General features: G+C 70.7%; 16 protein-coding genes. 10 read left to right on the top strand and 6 right to left on the bottom strand.

All coding sequences use genetic code 11. The annotated features are described in order from the left end of the window. Nucleotides 1-105: 105 nt before the first annotated feature. The 4 genes from HUJ41_RS09585 (at nt 106) to HUJ41_RS09570 (ending at nt 4,058) form a co-directional block, all read left to right on the top strand. On the top strand, nt 106-663 hold the full coding sequence (locus HUJ41_RS09585; RefSeq protein ID WP_179872365.1) for a hypothetical protein: 558 nt from the start codon (nt 106-108) through the stop codon (nt 661-663). A gap of 32 nt (nt 664-695) precedes the next feature. Further along, nucleotides 696-1,463, top strand: a complete 768-nt coding sequence (locus HUJ41_RS09580; protein ID WP_246299206.1) for a hypothetical protein — start codon at nt 696-698, stop codon at nt 1,461-1,463. A 134-nt stretch (nt 1,464-1,597) separates the two neighbouring features. Next, nucleotides 1,598-2,989 carry a S1C family serine protease gene (locus tag HUJ41_RS09575; protein WP_179872364.1) on the top strand — a complete coding sequence of 464 codons (1,392 nt, stop codon included), beginning with the start codon at nt 1,598-1,600 and terminating at the stop codon, nt 2,987-2,989. Between the two features lie 19 nt (nt 2,990-3,008). Further along, entirely contained in the window at nt 3,009-4,058 is a 1,050-nt protein-coding gene (locus HUJ41_RS09570) for a glycosyltransferase family 2 protein (protein ID WP_179872363.1), read from the top strand. 33 nt (nt 4,059-4,091) lie between these two features. On the opposite strand, the gene HUJ41_RS09565 is transcribed toward HUJ41_RS09570, so the two are convergent. Beyond that, nucleotides 4,092-6,872: a CDP-glycerol glycerophosphotransferase family protein gene (locus tag HUJ41_RS09565; protein WP_179872362.1), complete on the bottom strand. Its 2,781-nt coding sequence runs from the start codon at nt 6,870-6,872 to the stop codon at nt 4,092-4,094. 110 nt (nt 6,873-6,982) lie between these two features. On the opposite strand from HUJ41_RS09565, the gene HUJ41_RS09560 reads away from it, so the two are divergent. After that, nucleotides 6,983-8,281: a CDP-glycerol glycerophosphotransferase family protein gene (locus HUJ41_RS09560; protein WP_179872361.1), complete on the top strand. Its 1,299-nt coding sequence runs from the start codon at nt 6,983-6,985 to the stop codon at nt 8,279-8,281. Here the strand turns inward: HUJ41_RS09560 and HUJ41_RS09555 are convergent. The 4 genes from HUJ41_RS09555 to HUJ41_RS09540 all read right to left on the bottom strand — a co-directional run bounded on the left by HUJ41_RS09555 (nt 8,217) and on the right by HUJ41_RS09540 (nt 11,327). Beyond that, the gene (locus tag HUJ41_RS09555; RefSeq protein ID WP_179872360.1) at nt 8,217-8,996 is read right to left on the bottom strand and encodes a hypothetical protein; all 780 of its coding nucleotides are present in this window, start codon (nt 8,994-8,996) and stop codon (nt 8,217-8,219) included. The two genes, HUJ41_RS09560 and HUJ41_RS09555, sit on opposite strands and share 65 nt — an antisense overlap. Continuing rightward, nucleotides 8,993-9,754 carry an ABC transporter ATP-binding protein gene (locus HUJ41_RS09550; protein ID WP_179872359.1) on the bottom strand — a complete coding sequence of 254 codons (762 nt, stop codon included), beginning with the start codon at nt 9,752-9,754 and terminating at the stop codon, nt 8,993-8,995. Before HUJ41_RS09550 ends, HUJ41_RS09555 begins: the two co-directional genes overlap by 4 nt. Beyond that, the gene (locus HUJ41_RS09545) at nt 9,754-10,551 is read right to left on the bottom strand and encodes an ABC transporter permease (protein WP_179872358.1); all 798 of its coding nucleotides are present in this window, start codon (nt 10,549-10,551) and stop codon (nt 9,754-9,756) included. Before HUJ41_RS09545 ends, HUJ41_RS09550 begins: the two co-directional genes overlap by 1 nt. A gap of 83 nt (nt 10,552-10,634) precedes the next feature. Next, on the bottom strand, nt 10,635-11,327 hold the full coding sequence (locus HUJ41_RS09540; protein WP_179872357.1) for a phosphocholine cytidylyltransferase family protein: 693 nt from the start codon (nt 11,325-11,327) through the stop codon (nt 10,635-10,637). A gap of 183 nt (nt 11,328-11,510) precedes the next feature. Here HUJ41_RS09540 and HUJ41_RS09535 point away from each other — a divergent pair, with 183 nt between their 5' ends. The 5 genes from HUJ41_RS09535 (at nt 11,511) to ftsY (ending at nt 16,514) form a co-directional block, all read left to right on the top strand. Further along, the gene (locus tag HUJ41_RS09535; protein ID WP_179872356.1) at nt 11,511-12,491 is read left to right on the top strand and encodes an ABC transporter ATP-binding protein; all 981 of its coding nucleotides are present in this window, start codon (nt 11,511-11,513) and stop codon (nt 12,489-12,491) included. Continuing rightward, the gene (locus HUJ41_RS09530; RefSeq protein WP_179872355.1) at nt 12,467-14,020 is read left to right on the top strand and encodes a hypothetical protein; all 1,554 of its coding nucleotides are present in this window, start codon (nt 12,467-12,469) and stop codon (nt 14,018-14,020) included. Before HUJ41_RS09535 ends, HUJ41_RS09530 begins: the two co-directional genes overlap by 25 nt. Nucleotides 14,021-14,054: 34 nt before the next feature. Beyond that, the gene (locus tag HUJ41_RS09525; protein WP_179872354.1) at nt 14,055-14,324 is read left to right on the top strand and encodes a DUF3039 domain-containing protein; all 270 of its coding nucleotides are present in this window, start codon (nt 14,055-14,057) and stop codon (nt 14,322-14,324) included. 193 nt (nt 14,325-14,517) lie between these two features. After that, nucleotides 14,518-15,492: a hypothetical protein gene (locus HUJ41_RS09520; protein WP_179872353.1), complete on the top strand. Its 975-nt coding sequence runs from the start codon at nt 14,518-14,520 to the stop codon at nt 15,490-15,492. Nucleotides 15,493-15,635: 143 nt separating this feature from the next. Beyond that, nucleotides 15,636-16,514, top strand: coding sequence for a signal recognition particle-docking protein FtsY (ftsY, locus tag HUJ41_RS09515; protein ID WP_179872352.1), 879 nt, complete (start codon nt 15,636-15,638; stop codon nt 16,512-16,514). 129 nt (nt 16,515-16,643) lie between these two features. On the opposite strand, the gene HUJ41_RS09510 is transcribed toward ftsY, so the two are convergent. Next, nucleotides 16,644-17,162, bottom strand: coding sequence for a gamma carbonic anhydrase family protein (locus HUJ41_RS09510; protein ID WP_179872351.1), 519 nt, complete (start codon nt 17,160-17,162; stop codon nt 16,644-16,646). Nucleotides 17,163-17,235: the final 73 nt, after the last annotated feature.

Genomic DNA, 17,235 nt, shown 5'->3' with positions numbered 1-17,235 from the left:
GTCTGAGTGTACGTGGAGCGACAGACAGGTGCGTACACCCCTATTCGGGTGCGGCATGTGGAGAATTCGGGGCCGGATGCTGCGCTCGCGCCTACCGTGAGCGCCATGCCGAGACGCCCCCACGCCCTGGTCGCGCCCCTGCTCGTGCTCGCGATGGTCGGCTGCACCCCGACCACCGCCCTCCCGCCGGCGAGCCCTCCGAGTGAGGAGGCTCCTCTCTTCGCGAGTGACGAGGAGGCGCTCGCCGCAGCGACCGAGGCGTACGAGGAGTTCCTCGCCGTCTCCAGCCAGATACTGCAGGACGGTGGGCGTGATCCGGAGCGGCTCCTCCCTCTCGTCTCTGATGAGGTGTACGAGACCGAACTCGAGGGGTTCACTGAAGTGGACTCTCGGGATTTAAGTGTGTCAGGTTCGTCGATTGCTACCGATACACAGTTGCAGCAGCACATTTCCGGCGCAGCGGGTCTTGCCGAAGTGATCATCTACGTCTGTGTTGACGTTTCGGCGACCGACGTTTCCGACTCTAACGGGACGTCGTTGGTTGACCCGGATCGCCCATCACACCTGGCGTTCGAAGCCGGGTTCGTCAGTGATCAAGATGGACATCTAACTCTCAATTCCAAGTCCATATGGGAGACCGAGTCGGTATGTGGAGACTCCTAGCTGCTGGTGTCGTTGCAGTTCTTGCTTCGTTGGTGGCCACGCCTGCTAGTGCAGTCCAGGGTGCCTGTGCAGAACTGGGCAGCATTCTCGGCGATTGCCCGAACATCGGCGGCGAGCTCGGTGACGACGAGGCGCTGCTGGTGGGCGACTTCGACGATCCGGGCAGCGGGGGCAGTGGCGGGGGCGGCGGCAGCGGTAGTGGTCGCCCCGACGTGAGCGGGGGCGTCCCGCATCTCGTGGCGCCGTGCATCGACGTCTTCGAGGGTTATTGCGACGGGATCCGTCCGGGTGGCCCGGAAGGTGGTGCGGCTGCCGACCCGATCACGCTGAGTGACATCGAAGCGTTCCGCCCCACCCCGCCCGTGCAGTTCATGCAGCCCGACGGCTGGATGGTCGTCGGCCTGCCGACGAACTTCTACACGACCACGTCGGCGCACACCGTGGACGGTGAACTGCTGGGGCTCGCGGCGACCGTGCGCTTCACACCGTTCTCCTACCGCTGGCGCTACGGCGACGGCTCGAGTGCCGTGCTCTCCACGCGGGGTGCACCGTGGAGCACCCTCGGGCTGCGGGAGTTCGACGCGACGGCGACGAGCCACATCTACCGAGCATCCGGCACCTACGTCATCGATCTCGACGTCGACTACACCGCGGAGTATCGGATTCGCGACGGGGCATGGCAGCGCATTCCGGGCACGTTGCGGCTGCCCGCCAACCGCCTCACCGCGACGGCGGGCGACGCCGTGACCGTGCTCGTCGACCGAGACTGCGCGACCGCGCCGAGCGGCCCCGGCTGCTGAGACCGCGCAGCACCCCGCACGCGTCGCCGCGCGCTGTGGAGGCGCAGTGCGAAGCGCCGGGTCGCGTTCAGGCCGCGTAAATGCGACGCACAGGTTGGCGGAGCACGCTGGGCAAAGCTGAAAGGATCTAGCTCATGAACTCCACGCCATACGGCGCTGCACCCGGAACCCCCGACGACTCCCGCACGGCCGAACCCACGGGCGCACCGACCGCCGGCGCCGCGCCGCAGTCCGCGCCCGCCGCCCCTGAGCACGCGGCCCCGGAGCAGTCCATACCCCAGCAGCCCGCACCCCAGCAGGTCGCGGCTCAGCAGCCCGCTCCCAAGCGCTCGGGCGCTCCGCTCGTCGCGGCCCTCGCGGTGGGTGCCCTCATCGGTGGTGCCGCGGGCGGCGGCGTCGTCGCGGCAGTCATGTCGAACACTCCCACGGTCGTCTCCGGCGTCACCGGCACACCCTTGAGCATCAGCGTCAACGACCCCGGCAATGCCACGCTCGTCACGAGCGTCGCCGCGACCGCGCTGCCCTCCATCGTGACCATCCAGGTGGCCGGCGGCGGAGCGAGCGGCAGCGGCTCGGGGGTCATCCTCAGCGACGACGGCTACATCATCACCAACTCGCACGTCGCCACTCTCGACGGCGCGACCTCCGACCCCGACCTGCGGGTGACCCTGAGCGACGGCCGCATCGTCGACGCGACGCTCGTCGGCGCCGACCCGCTCGCCGACCTCGCCGTCATCCAGGTCAGCGAGACCGACGGCCTCGTGCCGATCGAGTTCGCCGACTCCGACGCCCTCAACGTCGGCGACAACGCAATCGCCATCGGCGCGCCCCTCGGGCTCTCCAACACGGTCACGAACGGCATCATCTCGGCCCTCAACCGCTCCATCACGGTGCAGTCGTCGGCTGTGCCTGAGGCGCCTGGCGACTCGCTGCCCGACGGCGAGGATGCCCCCTTCGACTTCTGGAACTTCGACAGCCCCGGCGACCCCGACGGCCAGGAACTGCCGCCGCAGCGCCAGTCGTCCACGATCTCGCTGCCGGTCATCCAGACCGACGCCGCCATCAACCCCGGCAACTCGGGAGGCGCGCTCCTCAACGACGAAGGCCAGCTCATCGGCATCAACGTCGCCATCGCCACGGCAGGAGGCTCGGGGAGCCAGGCCGGCAGCATCGGTGTGGGCTTCTCGATTCCCGCGAACTACGCGCAGCGCATCGCGACGGAGCTCATCGCCACCGGCACCGCGAGCCACGGGCTGCTCGGGGCGACGGTGACGAGCGCGGCGACGTCCTCCGACAGCGACGTCGTCGGAGCACTCATCGACGGTGTTTCGCCGGACGGCGCCGCTGAGCGCGCCGGCCTGCGCGCTGGCGACGTCATCACAGTCTTCAACGGCGTGCCGATCACCGACCAGATCGACCTCACCGCTCAGGTTCGCGTACTCGCCGGCGGAGAGACCACGACGCTCGTCTACGTGCGCGACGGTGTCGCCGACGAGGTGACCGTCACGCTCGGCGAGCTCGCCTGACCCGCTAGCCTCGGGAGCTATGGCGCCCCTCGACACCGCACCCCCCGGCGTGAGCTACGTCATGCCGGTATTCAACGAGGCCGCCTACATCGACGACGCGGTGACGAGCGTGCTCGCCCAGCAGTACGAGGGTGAGCAGGAGCTCGTCATCGCGCTTGGCCCGTCGACGGACGGCACGAGCGAGCGCGTGCGCGCCCTCGCCGAGCAGGATGCCCGCATCCGCATCGTCAAGAACCCCGAGATGGCCATCCCCATCGGTCTCAATCGCGCTATCCGTGCCGCGCGCCACGACATCATCGTGCGCGTCGACGCCCACACCGAGCTCGACCCCCTCTACACGGCCGTGGGAGTGGCGACCCTCGAGCGCACGCGAGCGGCGAGCGTCGGCGGGGTCATGGTCGCGACCGGGCGCGGGCGACTGCAGTCGGCGATCGCGCGCGCCTACAACAGCCGACTCGGTCTGGGCGGCGGCCCCTACCACGGTGGCGCCTCCGAGGGCCCCGCCGAGAGCGCCTACCTCGGTCTCATGCGCCGCGAGCCGCTCGACGCGGTCGGGTTGTACGACGAGGGCCTCAAGCGCGGGGAAGACTGGGAGCTCAACCTGCGCCTGCGCCGAGCAGGCCACCTCGTGTGGCTCGACCCGCAGCTGCAGGTCGTGTACTGGCCTCGCGACACCTGGGGGAAGCTCGCCAGGCAGTTCACTGCCACGGGAATCTGGCGCGGCGAGCTCGTGCGTCGCGCGGGAGGCCGTCACCCGCTGCGGTACTTCGCCCCGCCTGCGCTCCTCGTCGCGAGCGCGCTGAGCCTCGTGCTGCTCGTGCTCGAGCTGACCAGGGTTCTGACGGGGCCGCTCGCCCTCGTCCTCTCCCTCGTGTACCTCGCGCCCGTTCTCTACACGGCCCTGCTGCTGACCCTGCTGCTCCTCCGATCGAGCGGCGAACGGCTGCGCGACCGCGCCACCTTCGCCGCCGTCATCGCCGTCATGCACTACAGCTGGGCCGCGGGCTTCCTGCGCGGTGTGCTCCTCGGGGCGCGCGATGCCGTCGACCGCTCCCGCATCGAGTCGTAGGAGCGCACGTCGACGCGGGGGCCGCCTGCGCGCTCAGTCGAGGAGGCCTTCGGCGAGGATGCGCGCCACGACCCGCTCGCCCGCGCGGCCGTCGTCGAGGGGCGTGAAGCGCTCGTGCCACACGGCGCGCTGCGCCGGCAGCGCGGCAGCGCTGCTCGCGTCGATCGCGTCGAGCAGAGCATCCCGTGACGCCACGACGGGGCCGGGGGCGTCGGTCGTGACGTCGAAGTAGAAGCCGCGCAGCTCGTCGGCGTACCGGTCGAGGTCGGGCGTGAAGAGGATGACCGGGGTGTCGGTGGCCGCGAGGTCGAACATGATCGACGAGTAGTCGGTGACGACGACGTCGGCGGCGAGCAGCAGATCCGCCACATCGGGGTAGGTCGTCGCGTCGACGATGCCCGCGCCCTCCAGGTCGCGGCCGAACCGGAGCGTGCGACTGTGGCCGCGCACGACGAGCACTGCACGCGGGTCGCGCTCCCGCAGCTCGGCGGCGAAGCTCGGCAGGTCGAGGTAGTCGACGAGCTCGGTGCGGTCGTCGCGCCAGGTCGGCGCGTACAGCACGGCGCGGTCCTGTGCCCGCAGGCCCAGACGGGCGCGCACCGTCGCGCGGTCGCCGACGACGAGCGTGTCGCTGCGCGGGTAGCCCTCCACCCACAGCGGCCCGCGGAACGCGTATGCCCGACGCAGGATGCGCGCCGCATAGTCGTTCTGGGCGAGCAGAATGCTCCACCGGGCGCTCTCGCGCCGCACCGCGATGCGCGTGCGCAGTCCCACACCGTCGCGGTCGAGGGCGAGGCGCTTGAGCATCGTGCCGTGCCACGTCTGCAGCACGGTCTGGTGCGGTCGGGGCATCCACCGCTTGCGCAGCCAGTCGTTGACGACGAGCAGCCGCGCGTCCGCGCGCACCCGCCACCACTCGGCCGAGCCCTCGACGATCGGCACCGCCCCCTCGGGCACGGCGATCGAGCGGTCGACGACCGACCAGTAGCGCGTGACGTCGGGCCGTGCGCGCGCGAGCTCGCGGTCGATCGCGAGCGGATTGCACGCGACCGTCTGGCTGTAGAAGCTCTCGAAGAACAGGGCGTTCTCCGGGCGAGCTGCGCGGCGTCGGTAGTCGCGCTCGAGGCGCTTCTGAGCGGATGCACCGCGCTCGTCATCCCGCAGCGGAGGCTCGACACGCAGCAGCAGGGTGCCGCCCTCGGCGAGCAGCCGAGCGCGCAGCCGCTCATGGTCGAGCGGCGGCGGCAGCTCGGCGTGCACCGCCGCGCGGGCCGTGCGCGGGGAGCCCTCGAGCACGGTCTCGAGCCGGTAGTCGCCCGACCGCGGCGCCAGGCTCGCCGTCCCCCAGCGCTCCCCGAGCAGCGGGAACGTCGCCGTGAACGCGGTGCCCGACTGCTCGACCGTGCCCGCGATCGTGTGGCGGGAGCCCGCGAGCGCGAGGTCGAGCATCCTCGTCGCGGAGCGTCCCCGCACGCGCAGGCACGGTGCACCCTTCGCGTCGTCGCGGAGCGTCGCCTCCTCGACCACGATGCGACGCTCGGTGACGACGGCGGGGGTCGCAGTGTCGGTGGCGTGCTCACCGAGCAGCGCCAGCACCGCGTCGAGCACGCGCTCGGTCGCCCGACCGTCGAGCAGATCGACGTGCTCGTCGCGCAACCAGGCCGCGTGCGCGAGCGCTGCGGCCCGTCCATCGCCGAGTGCGGAGTCCAGTCGCTCGAGCACCTCCACCCACGTTGTGGCCGGGTCCCCGCCGCTGAACTCGCGGTACGGCGTGTACAGCCCGCGCGTCGCCAGGTAGCGGGCGAGATCCGGCGCGAAGAACACCGTCGGCACACCGCCGATCGCCGCATCGAAGGCGATCGACGAGTAGTCGGTCACGACCACGTCGACGGCGGCCAGCACGGGGGTCACCTCGGTGAGCACGTCGCTGCCGAGCAGGCGGATGCGCGGCGACTGCTGCGCCCCCGCCGCGTACGAGCCCGCCCCGAGCGGGTGGGAGCGGATGAGCAGCACGGCGCCGGCACGGTCGGCCCAGGCCGCGATGGCCTGCCACTCGTCGCGGGTGGGGATCGCGGCATCCTCATCGCCGTCCCGCCACGTCGGCGCGTACAGCACGACCGGGCCCTCCTCGGGCAGTGCACCGCAGGCGTCGGCGACCGTCGCGCGGGCGCGCACGCGGCGCTCGGCGGCCGTGCCGCGCAGCAGCACGTCGTCACGCGGGTCGCCCGAGACGAGGATGCGCGCCGCGGCGAGCCCGAACGCGCTGCGGATGCGGCCCGCCACGAGCGCCGACGCGACCGGGAAGAGCGCGATCTGCGCCCCGGCCCGGCGGTACAGCGCGCGCATGAGGCGGCCGACCCCGGGCAGGGACCCGATGAGCGGCAAGCGCAGAGCGGCCGCCGAATCGAGGTGGAGCCTCTTGAGCGGGATGCCGTGCCACAGCTGCACGACGCGCGCGCCGCTCACCCCGAAGCGGTTGACGTCTCCAAAGCCGTGGGTCACGACAGCGACACCCGCGCGCAGCGTCGCCCACAGGCCGCGCGGCCCGCGCTTGGGCAGGGCGCGCATGCCGCGCGCCCGCGCCGCGTCGAGCTCAGCGCGACTCGACGCGAGCCACGTGAGCCGCCGCTCGGGCTGGCGCTCGCGCGCGAGGTCGTGCAGCGCGAGCGCACCCTCGCCGAGACCGGCTCCCGAGCCGAGCACCCACTGGCGGGGGCTGCGCGGCACGAGGACGGCGACGAGCGCCCCGAGCGCGTAGAGCGGGGCGCGGGCGAGCACGCGCGCGTTGCCGGCGCTGAACGTGAAGCGGGCCATCCCGAGAGATTCTGTCACCTCGCGCCCGCGCCGGGCACAGTTGCGAACAAGTCGGTAACGGTGTGGCCGAATCGTCAAGGGCGCTGCAGAGGCGCTGGGAGGATGGACTCATGGGGCTCTGGGGGCAGGCAAAGGCAGCGCGGCGCATCGCGCGCAACCTTCTGCGCTCGCGCCGCAACCGCGCCCTGCTCGCCGAGCGGCTCGAGGGCGTGACGCCTCCCGACCCCGGGTCGATCGAGATCGCCGTGTACTTCGCCGACACGCGCGTGAACCTGTACCAGATCAGGCAGTGGTACGCGCCGCTCGCCGAGCTCGCGCGCGAGCATCCGGTCGCCATCATCAGTCGCAGCCCCGGCACGATGATGACGCTCCTCGATGAGGCGCCCGTGCCTGCCGTCTACCTGCGCAGGGTGACCGACCTCGAGCGCTTCGTCGCCGAGCAGCCGCTGCGCCTCGTCTTCTACGTCAACCAGAACACCAAGAACTTCCAGATGTTCCGGTACAGCCGCATGTGGCACGTGTTCGTCAACCACGGCGAGTCGGACAAGATGTACATGACGACGAACCAGTACAAGGCATACGACTACGCGTTCGTCGCCGGTCAGGCCGCCAAGGATCGCCTCGCGCGCAAGCTGTGGAACTACGACCTCGACCGGCGCGTGCTCGAGATCGGGCGGCCGCAGGCCGACCACTTCGCCGGCGAGCTGCCGTTCACCCCCGACGACCGCACAGTCGTCCTCTACGCGCCCACCTGGGAGGGCGACCGCCCTGCCGCCGCGTACGGCTCGATCGCGAGCCACGGGGAGCGACTCGTGGATGCTCTGCTCGCGACCGGCCGCCACCGCGTCATCTACCGGCCGCACCCGCGCAGCGGTGTCGTCGACCGCGGGTACCGCGCGGCGCACCACCGCATCGTCGCCGCCCTCGCGCAGGCGAACGCCGCCGACCCCGCCGCCCACCACCTCTACGATTCGGGCTCGTCGCTCGGCTGGCAGCTCGTCGCGGCGGACGTCGCCATCACTGACATCTCGGCGATGATCTACGACCGGCTCGCGACCGGCAAGCCGCTCATCGTCGCGCGGCCGGCGTCGGCGGACGCCGAGATCGACGAGTCCGGCTACCTGAGTGCGTGCGAGTGGCTGAGCGCCGAGCAGGCCGATCAGATCGTGCCGCTCGTCGACCACGTGCTCACGAGCACCGAGGCGCACGATGCACTCACGGCCTGGGTCACACGCTACTTCGGCGACACGACGCCGGGTGCGGCGACGGCGCGGTTCCATGCCGCGGTGGAGACCCTCTTCGAGGAGTGGGAGCGTGCGGCGGCGGCGCACGCCGCCGACCCGATCACGAGCGAGTCCGACCCCCTCGACGACGAGGAAGACGAAGACGCCGTTCCCGGCGAGGACTGATCGCCTCGAGTTCGGCCATCCAGGTCAGCGGGGCTGGCCCGAACGCCTGACGCGCGGCGGTGACGACGCGACCGCCGATGATGCGATTGCTCGTGCCGCCGATGACCGCGCCGATGCCGAACGGGATGAGGCGGCCGGCCATGCCGGCCCCCTGCGCCACGGCGAAGCGCTTGGCCAGTTGCTCGCGCAACGCCCTGTTGAGGTAGCTCGTGACCGCCTTCGGCATGGTCGCGGTGATCGTCTCTCCCCAGTACTCGACTCGGTCGCCGCTGCGCGTCCCGGCGTGGCGCATGAACTGCTCGAGAAGCTCCTTGCCCGGCCCACCCAGCAGCAGTGCCATGACGAGGGTGTGGGCGCGCTCCTCGTCGTCGACGACGATGCCGTGAATCTCGGCGACCGACTGGGCGAACAGCGCCGTCATCTCGAAGAACAGCACAGTCTCGGCGCCGATGACGGTGAGGGTGATCGCGGTGCCGACCCCGGGAATGACCGAGGCTCCGCCGCTGCCGGCGCCGCTGAGGGTGACGCTCGCGAGGAACCGCTTCTCGAGAATGCGCACGACCTGCTCGGGCGACGCGGTGGGGTGCTGGCGGCGGATGCTGCGGATGTGCGCGAGCACCGCGGGCCGCTGCGCCGACATGGCCGCTCGCAGACCGCGAATCAGCGCGGGGTCGGCGGGAGCCCCGGGCTCGCCCTCGTGCGGTGTCAGGCTCACGTCACGCTCCCGTAGTCGGCGTCGTAGGCGGCGAGAACCTCACCGATCGGGCCGTCGAGCTTGAGCTCGCCCTTGTCGAGGTAGAGCCCGCGCGCGCAGAACCGCTTCAGGTCGCGCTCGTTGTGCGACACGAAGAAGAGGGTGCGGCCGGCGGAGAGCAGCTCGTCGATGCGCCGATAGCACTTGGCGCGGAAGGCCTTGTCGCCCACGGCGAGCACCTCGTCCACGAGCAGGATCGGCTCTTCGAGCCGCGAGATGACCGCGAACGCGAGCCGCACCTTCATGCCGCTCGACAGGTGCTTGTACGGGGTGCCGACGAAGTCGCGCAGCTCGGCGAAGTCGATGATCTCGTCGTAGCGGGCGACGATCTCGGCCCGGGGCATCCCGTGCAGTCCCGCCGTGAGGAAGACGTTCTCGCGCACCGTCAGGTCGTCGACGAAGCCGCCCGTGATCTCGATGAGGGGCGCGACACCGCCGTGCACCTCCACGGTGCCCTCGTCGGGCAGCATGACGCCCGCCACGAGCTTGAGCAGCGTCGACTTGCCCTGGCCGTTGCGGCCGACCACGCCGATGGCCTCTCCCTCGTGCACGGTGACGTCGATGCCGCGCAGCGCCCAGAACTCACCGGGGCGCGCGCGGCGGTCCCGCCCCGCGAACAGGTCCTTGAACGATCGCCGTCCCGTGCGATTGCGCCGGAACCGGATTCCCGCTCCGCTGGCCCGGATGACGGGTGCGCTCCTCGGCTCGGTCGTCGCCATCAGATCTCCTTGAGCACCGAGCGCACCATGCGCCGGAAGACGAGGATGCCCGCACCCAGGAAGAGGAGACTCATCGCGGCCGCGATGAGCACGGCGGTCGCATCGACCTGGTCGGGGAAGAAGCTCGCCCGGTAGAGCGAGATGATGCCCGCGAGCGGATTGAACGAGGCCCAGAGCTCCAGCCCGTCTGGCAGGTCGGAGAGGCCGTAGATGATGGGCGAGCCGTAGAACAGGAAGCGCAGGATGAGCTTGACCGCGCGCTCGAGGTCGCGGAAGAACACGACGAGCGGCGCGATCATCATGGCGAGCCCGACCGTGAGCACCGTCTGCAGCACCACCGCGAGCGGCAGCCACAGCACACCCCACGTGAGCGTGGCACCGAAGATGATGGCGAACACGACGATGACGGGGATGCTCGCGAGGAACTCGATGCCCTTCGCGAGCACGATCCGGTTGATCCAGACGGTGCGAGGGATGCGCGTCGAGCGCACGAGCTTCGCGTCCTTGATGAAGGCGCGCGTCGAGTCGCCGACGGCGCCGTTGAACCACATCCACGGCAGCAGGCCCGCGAGCAGGAACACGATGTAGGGCTCGGCACCGATCGTGCGCTGCACGATCTGCGTGAAGACGAACCAGTAGATGACCGCCATGACGAGCGGCTCGAGCACCGACCAGAAGTAGCCCAGGAATGACGTCGAGTACCGCACGCGCAGGTCGCGGCTCGTCAGCAGCCAGAGCGACTGGCGGTACGCATCGAAGCGCGAACGCGCGCGGCGCGGGGGGAGGGCGGTGGTCACGCGGTCAACGGTAGTCGTACCACCGCGCACTGCGGTGGAGGGCGCCGCCGGCGGCGGGTGGACCGGACGGCGGCCCCGATCGCTCAGACGAAGAGGTTGGCCCGCTCGAGGTCTTCGGCGAAGTCGACCTCGACCGCGTACAGGTCGCTGATGTCGACCGGCTCGATACGCACGCGGTCGTGCTCGATCGCGAGCTCGATGCCGCGCTCGAAGTAGTCCTGATCGGCGCAGCGAGTGAGGTGGTGCACGAGCGCGGCCTTGTCGCGGCTCGAGACGTAGTTGATGCCCACGGCCTCGCCGAGCCCGCCGACGACGGTCTTGGAGAGCTTCTCGATGAAGCCCTCGGCGTCGACAGTGTACTTGACCTCCTCGTCGCTCACCGTGGAGGTGTTGACGCTCACGAAGGAGCGGTCGGCGTGCACGAGCTCAGCCGAGCGGACGAGAGCCTGCGGGTCGAAGACGACATCGCCGTTCATCCACAGCACGCCGTGCTTGCCGGTCGCCTTAAGGGCGCGCAGCAGGCTCTTGGAGGTGTTGGTCTGGTCGTACTGCTCGTTGTAGACGTACTCGACGTCGGGGAACGCATCGATGATGTGCTCGAGCTTGTAGCCGACGACGGTCGTGATGGTCACGTCCGTGCCGAACGCGGCACGAATGTTGTCGTGCTGCTGGCCCATGATGGTGCGGCCGTCGCTGAGCTTGGTGAGCGGCTTGGGAAGCTCGCGGCCGAGGCGGCTGCCCATGCCCGCGGCGAGAATGACGATCTGAGTGGTCATGAAAGATGCTCCTGGTGTAGTCGAAGGGGACACACCGTTGTGCACCCTGCGATTTTAGCTGCGCGACGCTGAATCGTCACGCCCCGTTTACCTTTTGTTTCCCAATCGTGACGGGAGCGATGAACGAGATTCACCTGATGGGTGGGTGTGTGGGGTTGTGCCCCGCGTTGGTAGCGTTGAGCCGTGGAATCCTCGTCGCCGGCCGCTCAGGGCTCGAGCTCGTCCCGCAAGCCCGCGAAGCCCGCGAAGCCGGTGAAGCCCGCATCGCGGCGCACCGAGAAGCCCGAAGTCGCGACGCCCGGCCCGAAGAAGCCGGCCGGGGCGAAGCCGCGTGCGAAGAAGGCCGCCCCGTCGACGACAGCGCCGAGGGCTCAGCGGGCTTCTCGTTCGAAGCCCGAACCGCCACCGGTCGTCGTCGAGGTGACATCCCTGCGCAAGACCTACGGCTCCACGATCGCCGTCGACGACATCGACCTCACGGTGCGTCGCGGCTCGATGTTCGGGGTCGTCGGGCCTAACGGCGCGGGCAAGACCACGACGCTGTCCATGATCACGGGGCTGCTGCGGCCCGACTCCGGCACTGTGCTCGTCGCCGACTCCGACGTCTGGCGCGACCCGATCGCCGCCAAGAGGGTCACCGGGGTCCTGCCCGACCGCATGCGGCTCTTCGACCGACTCACCGGAGCGCAGCTGCTGTACTACTGCGGCATGCTGCACGGTCTCGATCGCTCGACGGCGTCCTCGCGCACGGAGGACCTCGGCATCGCGCTCGGTATCGAGGGCTCCCTCAACCGACCGGTGCGCGACTACTCCATCGGCATGGTCAAGAAGATCTCGCTCGCCGCAGCGATGATCCACTCTCCGCGCGTCCTCGTGCTCGACGAGCCCTTCGAGTCGGTCGACCCCGTGTCGACCTCGCAGGCGATCGATCTGCTGCGGCGGTATACGGCCAGCGGGGGCACGGTGCTGCTGTCGAGCCACAACATGGCGCTCGTCGAGCGCGTGTGCGACAGCGTCGCCGTCATCGTCGACGGCTCCGTGCTCGCCGTCGGCACGCTCGACGAGGTGCGCGGGAAGCAGTCGCTCGAGGAGCGCTTCGTCGAGCTCGCCGGCGGTCGCGTCGCGGTGGAGGGTCTCGAGTGGTTGACCACATTCTCCGACTGAAGCTCGCGCTGCTCGGCTCGGCCTTCCGGGGGGCTGCGAGCGCCATGCGCGCCCTTCTCGTCCTGGTCCTGGCGGGAGGCGTCGGCACGGCCCTCATCCTCCTCGCGCGCGAGGTGCAGGTGGAGCGCGCCGATCATCGCGCGGCGCTCATCATCGTGGCCTCGGCGATCGCACTGGGCATCGTCGTGGCACCGCTGAGTGCGGGGCTGGGCTCCGCTCTGGAGCCGCGACGCTTCGCGGCGTTCCCCGTGCCCCGCGGTCGGCTCGCCCTCGGCCTCATGCTCGCCGGAGTCGTGGGCGTTCCCGGGGCCCTCGCCGTCACGCTCGGCATCGCGTTCGAGATCGCCTGGGCCGACACCGACAAGGCCGGCCTCGCGATTCTCGCGGGGGTCATCGGAGCGATCGTCCTCGTCATGGCCGCCCAGTACCTCGTCGCGGCCACCGCGCAGCTCGCGGTCTCGAGCGCGGCCGTGCGCATGATCACGGCGGCGGCGCGACTCACGATCGCACTGGCCCTCGGTGCCGCAGCGATGGCCGTCGTTCTCGTGCAGAGCGGCGAGGACACCGAGGGGCTCATCGAGGTCGCCAGCGTGGTCGCGGCCACGCCCCTGGGCTTCCTGTGGGCTGCACCCGACGGTGTCGACGCCGAGATCGCGTGGCGACTGTTCGGGGGAGCCGTCGCGGTCGCTGTCATGGTCGCCGCCTGGCCGTGGGTCGTGAGCCGCATCGTGGAGGCGCCGCAGCGCATCCGATCGGCACCCGCCATCCGCGGGCTCGGCTGGTTCGATCTCGTGCCCGCGACGGCGTCGTCCGCGATCGCCGCGCGCAGCCTGCTCTACTGGACGCGCGACGCGCGGTACTGCGCGGTCATCATCGCCCTGCCCGTCGCCCCCGCGCTCATGATGGTCGCGCTCGCCGTCGCGGGGGCCCCCGTGCCGCTGCTGTGGCTCATCCCCGTGCCGGTGTTCGCCCTCTTCCTCGGCTGGTTCGGCCACAACGACGTCGCCTACGACCACTCGGCGATGTGGATGCACGTGGCCGCACCTCTTCGCGGGTTCTCCGACCGCTGGGGGCGCGTGGTGCCGCCGCTCCTCATCGGCACGCCGCTCATCCTGCTCGCCTCGCCGCTCGCGGCGCTGTGGTCGGAGGTGCCCGACGTGCATCCCGCCGTCGTCGGCACCGGTCTCGGCCTGCTGCTCACGGGGCTCGGAGTGTCGAGCGTCTCCTCCGCGCTGACCCCCTACCCGGCCGCGCGTCCCGGCGCGGGCCCGTGGGATCAACCACCGCTCCTCGGCGCCGCCGCGGGATGGGTCCAGTCGTTCACCCTGCTCGCGATCCTCGCGTTCATGGCGCCCTCCCTGACGCTCGCCGTCATTGGCCTGCTCGACGAGGACCCCGAGATGCTCGAACTGGCAGGGTGGGCCGGTGGGGCGACGGGGTTCGGGATGCTCGTGCTGGGCATCCTCATCGGGGGCTTCGTCTTCCGCCGCCGCGCACCGGAGCTCCTCGGCCTCCTCATGCGCACCTGAGCGCAGCCCGCTCCGCCGTCGTAGACTGACCCTCATGGCGACACTCGACGAGCCCGGCCAGGGCGGCGGCACCGACGTTCTCGACCGCGAGCTCGAGAAGCTGCTGGAGGACCGGCAGCTCGACGACGGCGACCACGAGCGCTTCTCGCACTACGTGCCGAAGGATAAGATTCTCGAATCCGCGCTCACCGGCAAGCCCGTGCGGGCGCTGTGCGGCAAGAAGTGGACTCCGGGGCGCGACCCCGAGAAGTTCCCGATCTGCCCCGACTGCAAGAAGATCTACGAGCGCATGCGCGACGAGTAGCCCGCCCGCCCCGCCCCGCCCCCGCCCCCGCCCACCCACCCCGCCCGCCCCGCCCCGCGGTGCGGTGCGGTGCGGTGTGCCAGATCTGGCGCGAAAGGGCGCTCGTCCTCCACAGTCGGCCCCATGTGCGGCGAATTTGACGAGACTGCGCGCAGGTCGTGTGCGAGCATCCCTGTCCTGCACCATCTCGTGCATGACCCGACCCGCGCGGCCCCTGCCCGATCACGTCCGCAACGAGACGATGTCCACGGCGGAAGCCCTTGCCCGCGGTGTGGCCGTCGACCGGCTGCGCCGCGCCGATGTGGTTCACCCCTTTCACGGTGTCGTCATGACGGGAGGTCGACCTCGGTCGATCGTCGACCGCGCGTGGGCGTACACCCAGGTGATGCCCGCGAGCGGGTGGTTCTCCCACTCGACGGCGGCGCTCCTGCTGGGCCTGCCTCTGCCGCGCTCTCGCGAGCAGGGGCCGCTGCACGTCACGGTAGATCGGGGTTCGCGCGCTCCGCGAGGCGCGGGTGTCGTCGGTCACCAGCGCGGGTTGCCCGAGCCCTCATGGTCAACGCGCTTCGTGCCCACGAGCGCTGGCGAGCTCGTACCGCTGCGGGTCGCGTCCCCGGGTGCGGTGGCACTCACGACGGCGTCGCTTCTCGCGCTTCCCGATCTGGTCGCACTCGTCGACGCGCTACGGCTGGTCGACGAGCCCTCGGCCTTGACCGACATCGATCGGATGCTCGCGCACAGTTCTCGACGCGCGGGCGCCGCGGCGCTGCGTCGGGCACGGGCGCTATCTGAGGCCGGCGTGCGTTCGAGAGCCGAGACCCACCTTCGGCTGGTGCTCGCCGCGGCCGGGTTGCCTCGTGCCTGCGTAGCGCCCGCCGTCGTTACGCCGCTCGGTGAGCTGCACCCGGATCTCGCGTGGCCAGAGTTCCGCGTGCTCGTGGAGTACGAGGGTGACCACCACAGGACGGACGCGCGCCAGTTCGCCTTCGATCTCGCACGCTTCGATGCCTTTGCCGACGCCGGCTGGCAGTCGATTCGTGCGACGAAGGACGATGTGTACCTGGATTCTCGTCGGATCGTCTCGACGGCGGCACGTCGGCTGCGCGCTGCGGGCTGGCGGTCGAGAGGGCCAGTGCGTCCGCTCCCCGCCCCGATCGCCATCCCGTAGCTCGCACGACTCCCCGCGACGACGCCAACGCTCCCAGATTCGCCTCAAAGTGGGTGCAGCCGCACGCTCAAGCGCCGATACGCCCCAGATCTGGCACCGTGAAGGGTCTGCGGGCAGACCCGGCGCCCCGGTACCCTGGGGGCATGGCGGAGAGTGCGGGTGGTTGGCGGCTCGGGGGAGCGATGCGCGGGCTGTTCACGCGCCCGACCATCGACGAGGGCACGTGGGACGACCTCGAGACGGCGCTCATCGGCGCCGATTTCGGCCCTGACGTGACCGACGAGATCCTGGACCAGCTCCAGGAGCAGGTGAACCGGTTCCGCACGACGCACCCGGCCGACCTGAAGCGGATGCTGCGTGAGGCTCTCGAGGAGCGTCTCGCCGCCTTCGACCCCACCCTCACGCTCAGCGACCGCCCCGCCGTCGTGCTGGTGGTCGGCGTCAACGGGGTCGGCAAGACCACGACGATCGGCAAGTTCGCCCAGTTTCTCACCAGCAGGGGTCGCAGTGTCGTCGTCGGTGCGGCCGACACCTTCCGCGCCGCGGCGGTCGACCAGCTCGCGACATGGGCCGAGCGTGCGGGAGCCGACGTCGTGCGCCCCCAGCAGCAGGGCCAGGATCCGGCGAGCGTCGCCTACCAGACCGTCGACCACGCGACTCGCACCGGCACCGACATCGCGATCATCGACACGGCGGGCAGGCTGCAGACCAAATCGGGCCTCATGGATGAACTGGCCAAAGTTCGCCGCGTCGTCGAGAAGCTCGGCCCCATCGCCGAGGTGCTCCTCGTGCTCGACGGCACGACGGGTCAGAACGGGGTCGCTCAGGCGGAGGCGTTCATCGAGCACGCGGGCGTCACGGGCCTGGTCGTGACGAAGCTCGACGGTTCGGCCAAGGGCGGCTTCGTGCTGCGCGTGCAGCAGCAGACGGGCATCCCGATCAAGCTCATCGGGCAGGGCGAGGGCATCGGCGACCTGACGGGCTTCACCCCCCACGTCTTCGCGGCGAGCCTCGTCCCGTAGCCGTCGCGGGCACCGCCTTCCGCCAGATCTGGCGCGAGAGGGCGCTCGCGTCCAGGCTCAAGCGCCCTTTCGTGCCAGATCTGGCACGAGTGGGCACGGCGGCGTGTGCCGCAGCGCGCCCTGGTGGGGCTACTCGGCGTCGCGGGCGGCGGCGTGCTCGGTGCCGAGCATCCGGTACGTGTCGGCGTTGGCGCGGATCGCCGCCACCTCGTCGTCCGTCAGCTCGCGACGAACCTTGCCGGGCACGCCGGCGACGAGTGAGCGAGGCGGCACCGTCGTGCCCTCGAGCACGACGGTGCCGGCGGCGACGAGCGACTCGCGGCCGATGACGGCGCCGTTGAGCACGGTCGCGCTCATCCCGATGAGACAGTCGTCCTCGATCGTGCACCCGTGCAGCATCGCGGCGTGACCCACGCTCACGCCGCGACCGACGATCGTGGGCTTGCCGGGATCGCCGTGCACCGACACGTTGTCTTGCAGGTTGGAGCCCTCGCCGAGCTCGATGCGGGCGCGGTCGGCGCGCAGCACAGCGCCGTACATGATGACGGCGTGCGCGTGCACGTGCACATCGCCGACGAGGGTCGCGTTGTCGGCGATGAAAGCGGTGGGGGCCACCTCGGGCGTGTAGCCGAAGATCGTGCGGCGCATGGGTGCTCCTCGACTGCTCAGCGGCCGATGCCGGGTTCGGCCCGACCGCACCCCAGTCAAGCAGAGTCGCCGC

Source organism: Microcella indica (genome assembly GCF_013414345.1).
Classification (GTDB): domain Bacteria; phylum Actinomycetota; class Actinomycetes; order Actinomycetales; family Microbacteriaceae; genus Microcella; species Microcella indica.
This window is presented reverse-complemented; position numbering and strand designations above follow the sequence as displayed.

Coding starts and splice junctions, on each gene's coding strand:
- HUJ41_RS09585 (WP_179872365.1), top strand. CDS start 106: ATGCCGAGACGCCCCCACGCCCTGGTCGCGCCCCTGCTCGTGCTCGCG.
- HUJ41_RS09550 (WP_179872359.1), bottom strand. CDS start 9,754: ATGGCGACGACCGAGCCGAGGAGCGCACCCGTCATCCGGGCCAGCGGA.
- HUJ41_RS09560 (WP_179872361.1), top strand. CDS start 6,983: ATGGGGCTCTGGGGGCAGGCAAAGGCAGCGCGGCGCATCGCGCGCAAC.
- ftsY (WP_179872352.1), top strand. CDS start 15,636: ATGGCGGAGAGTGCGGGTGGTTGGCGGCTCGGGGGAGCGATGCGCGGG.
- HUJ41_RS09575 (WP_179872364.1), top strand. CDS start 1,598: ATGAACTCCACGCCATACGGCGCTGCACCCGGAACCCCCGACGACTCC.
- HUJ41_RS09525 (WP_179872354.1), top strand. CDS start 14,055: ATGGCGACACTCGACGAGCCCGGCCAGGGCGGCGGCACCGACGTTCTC.
- HUJ41_RS09520 (WP_179872353.1), top strand. CDS start 14,518: ATGACCCGACCCGCGCGGCCCCTGCCCGATCACGTCCGCAACGAGACG.
- HUJ41_RS09540 (WP_179872357.1), bottom strand. CDS start 11,327: ATGACCACTCAGATCGTCATTCTCGCCGCGGGCATGGGCAGCCGCCTC.
- HUJ41_RS09510 (WP_179872351.1), bottom strand. CDS start 17,162: ATGCGCCGCACGATCTTCGGCTACACGCCCGAGGTGGCCCCCACCGCT.
- HUJ41_RS09570 (WP_179872363.1), top strand. CDS start 3,009: ATGGCGCCCCTCGACACCGCACCCCCCGGCGTGAGCTACGTCATGCCG.
- HUJ41_RS09565 (WP_179872362.1), bottom strand. CDS start 6,872: ATGGCCCGCTTCACGTTCAGCGCCGGCAACGCGCGCGTGCTCGCCCGC.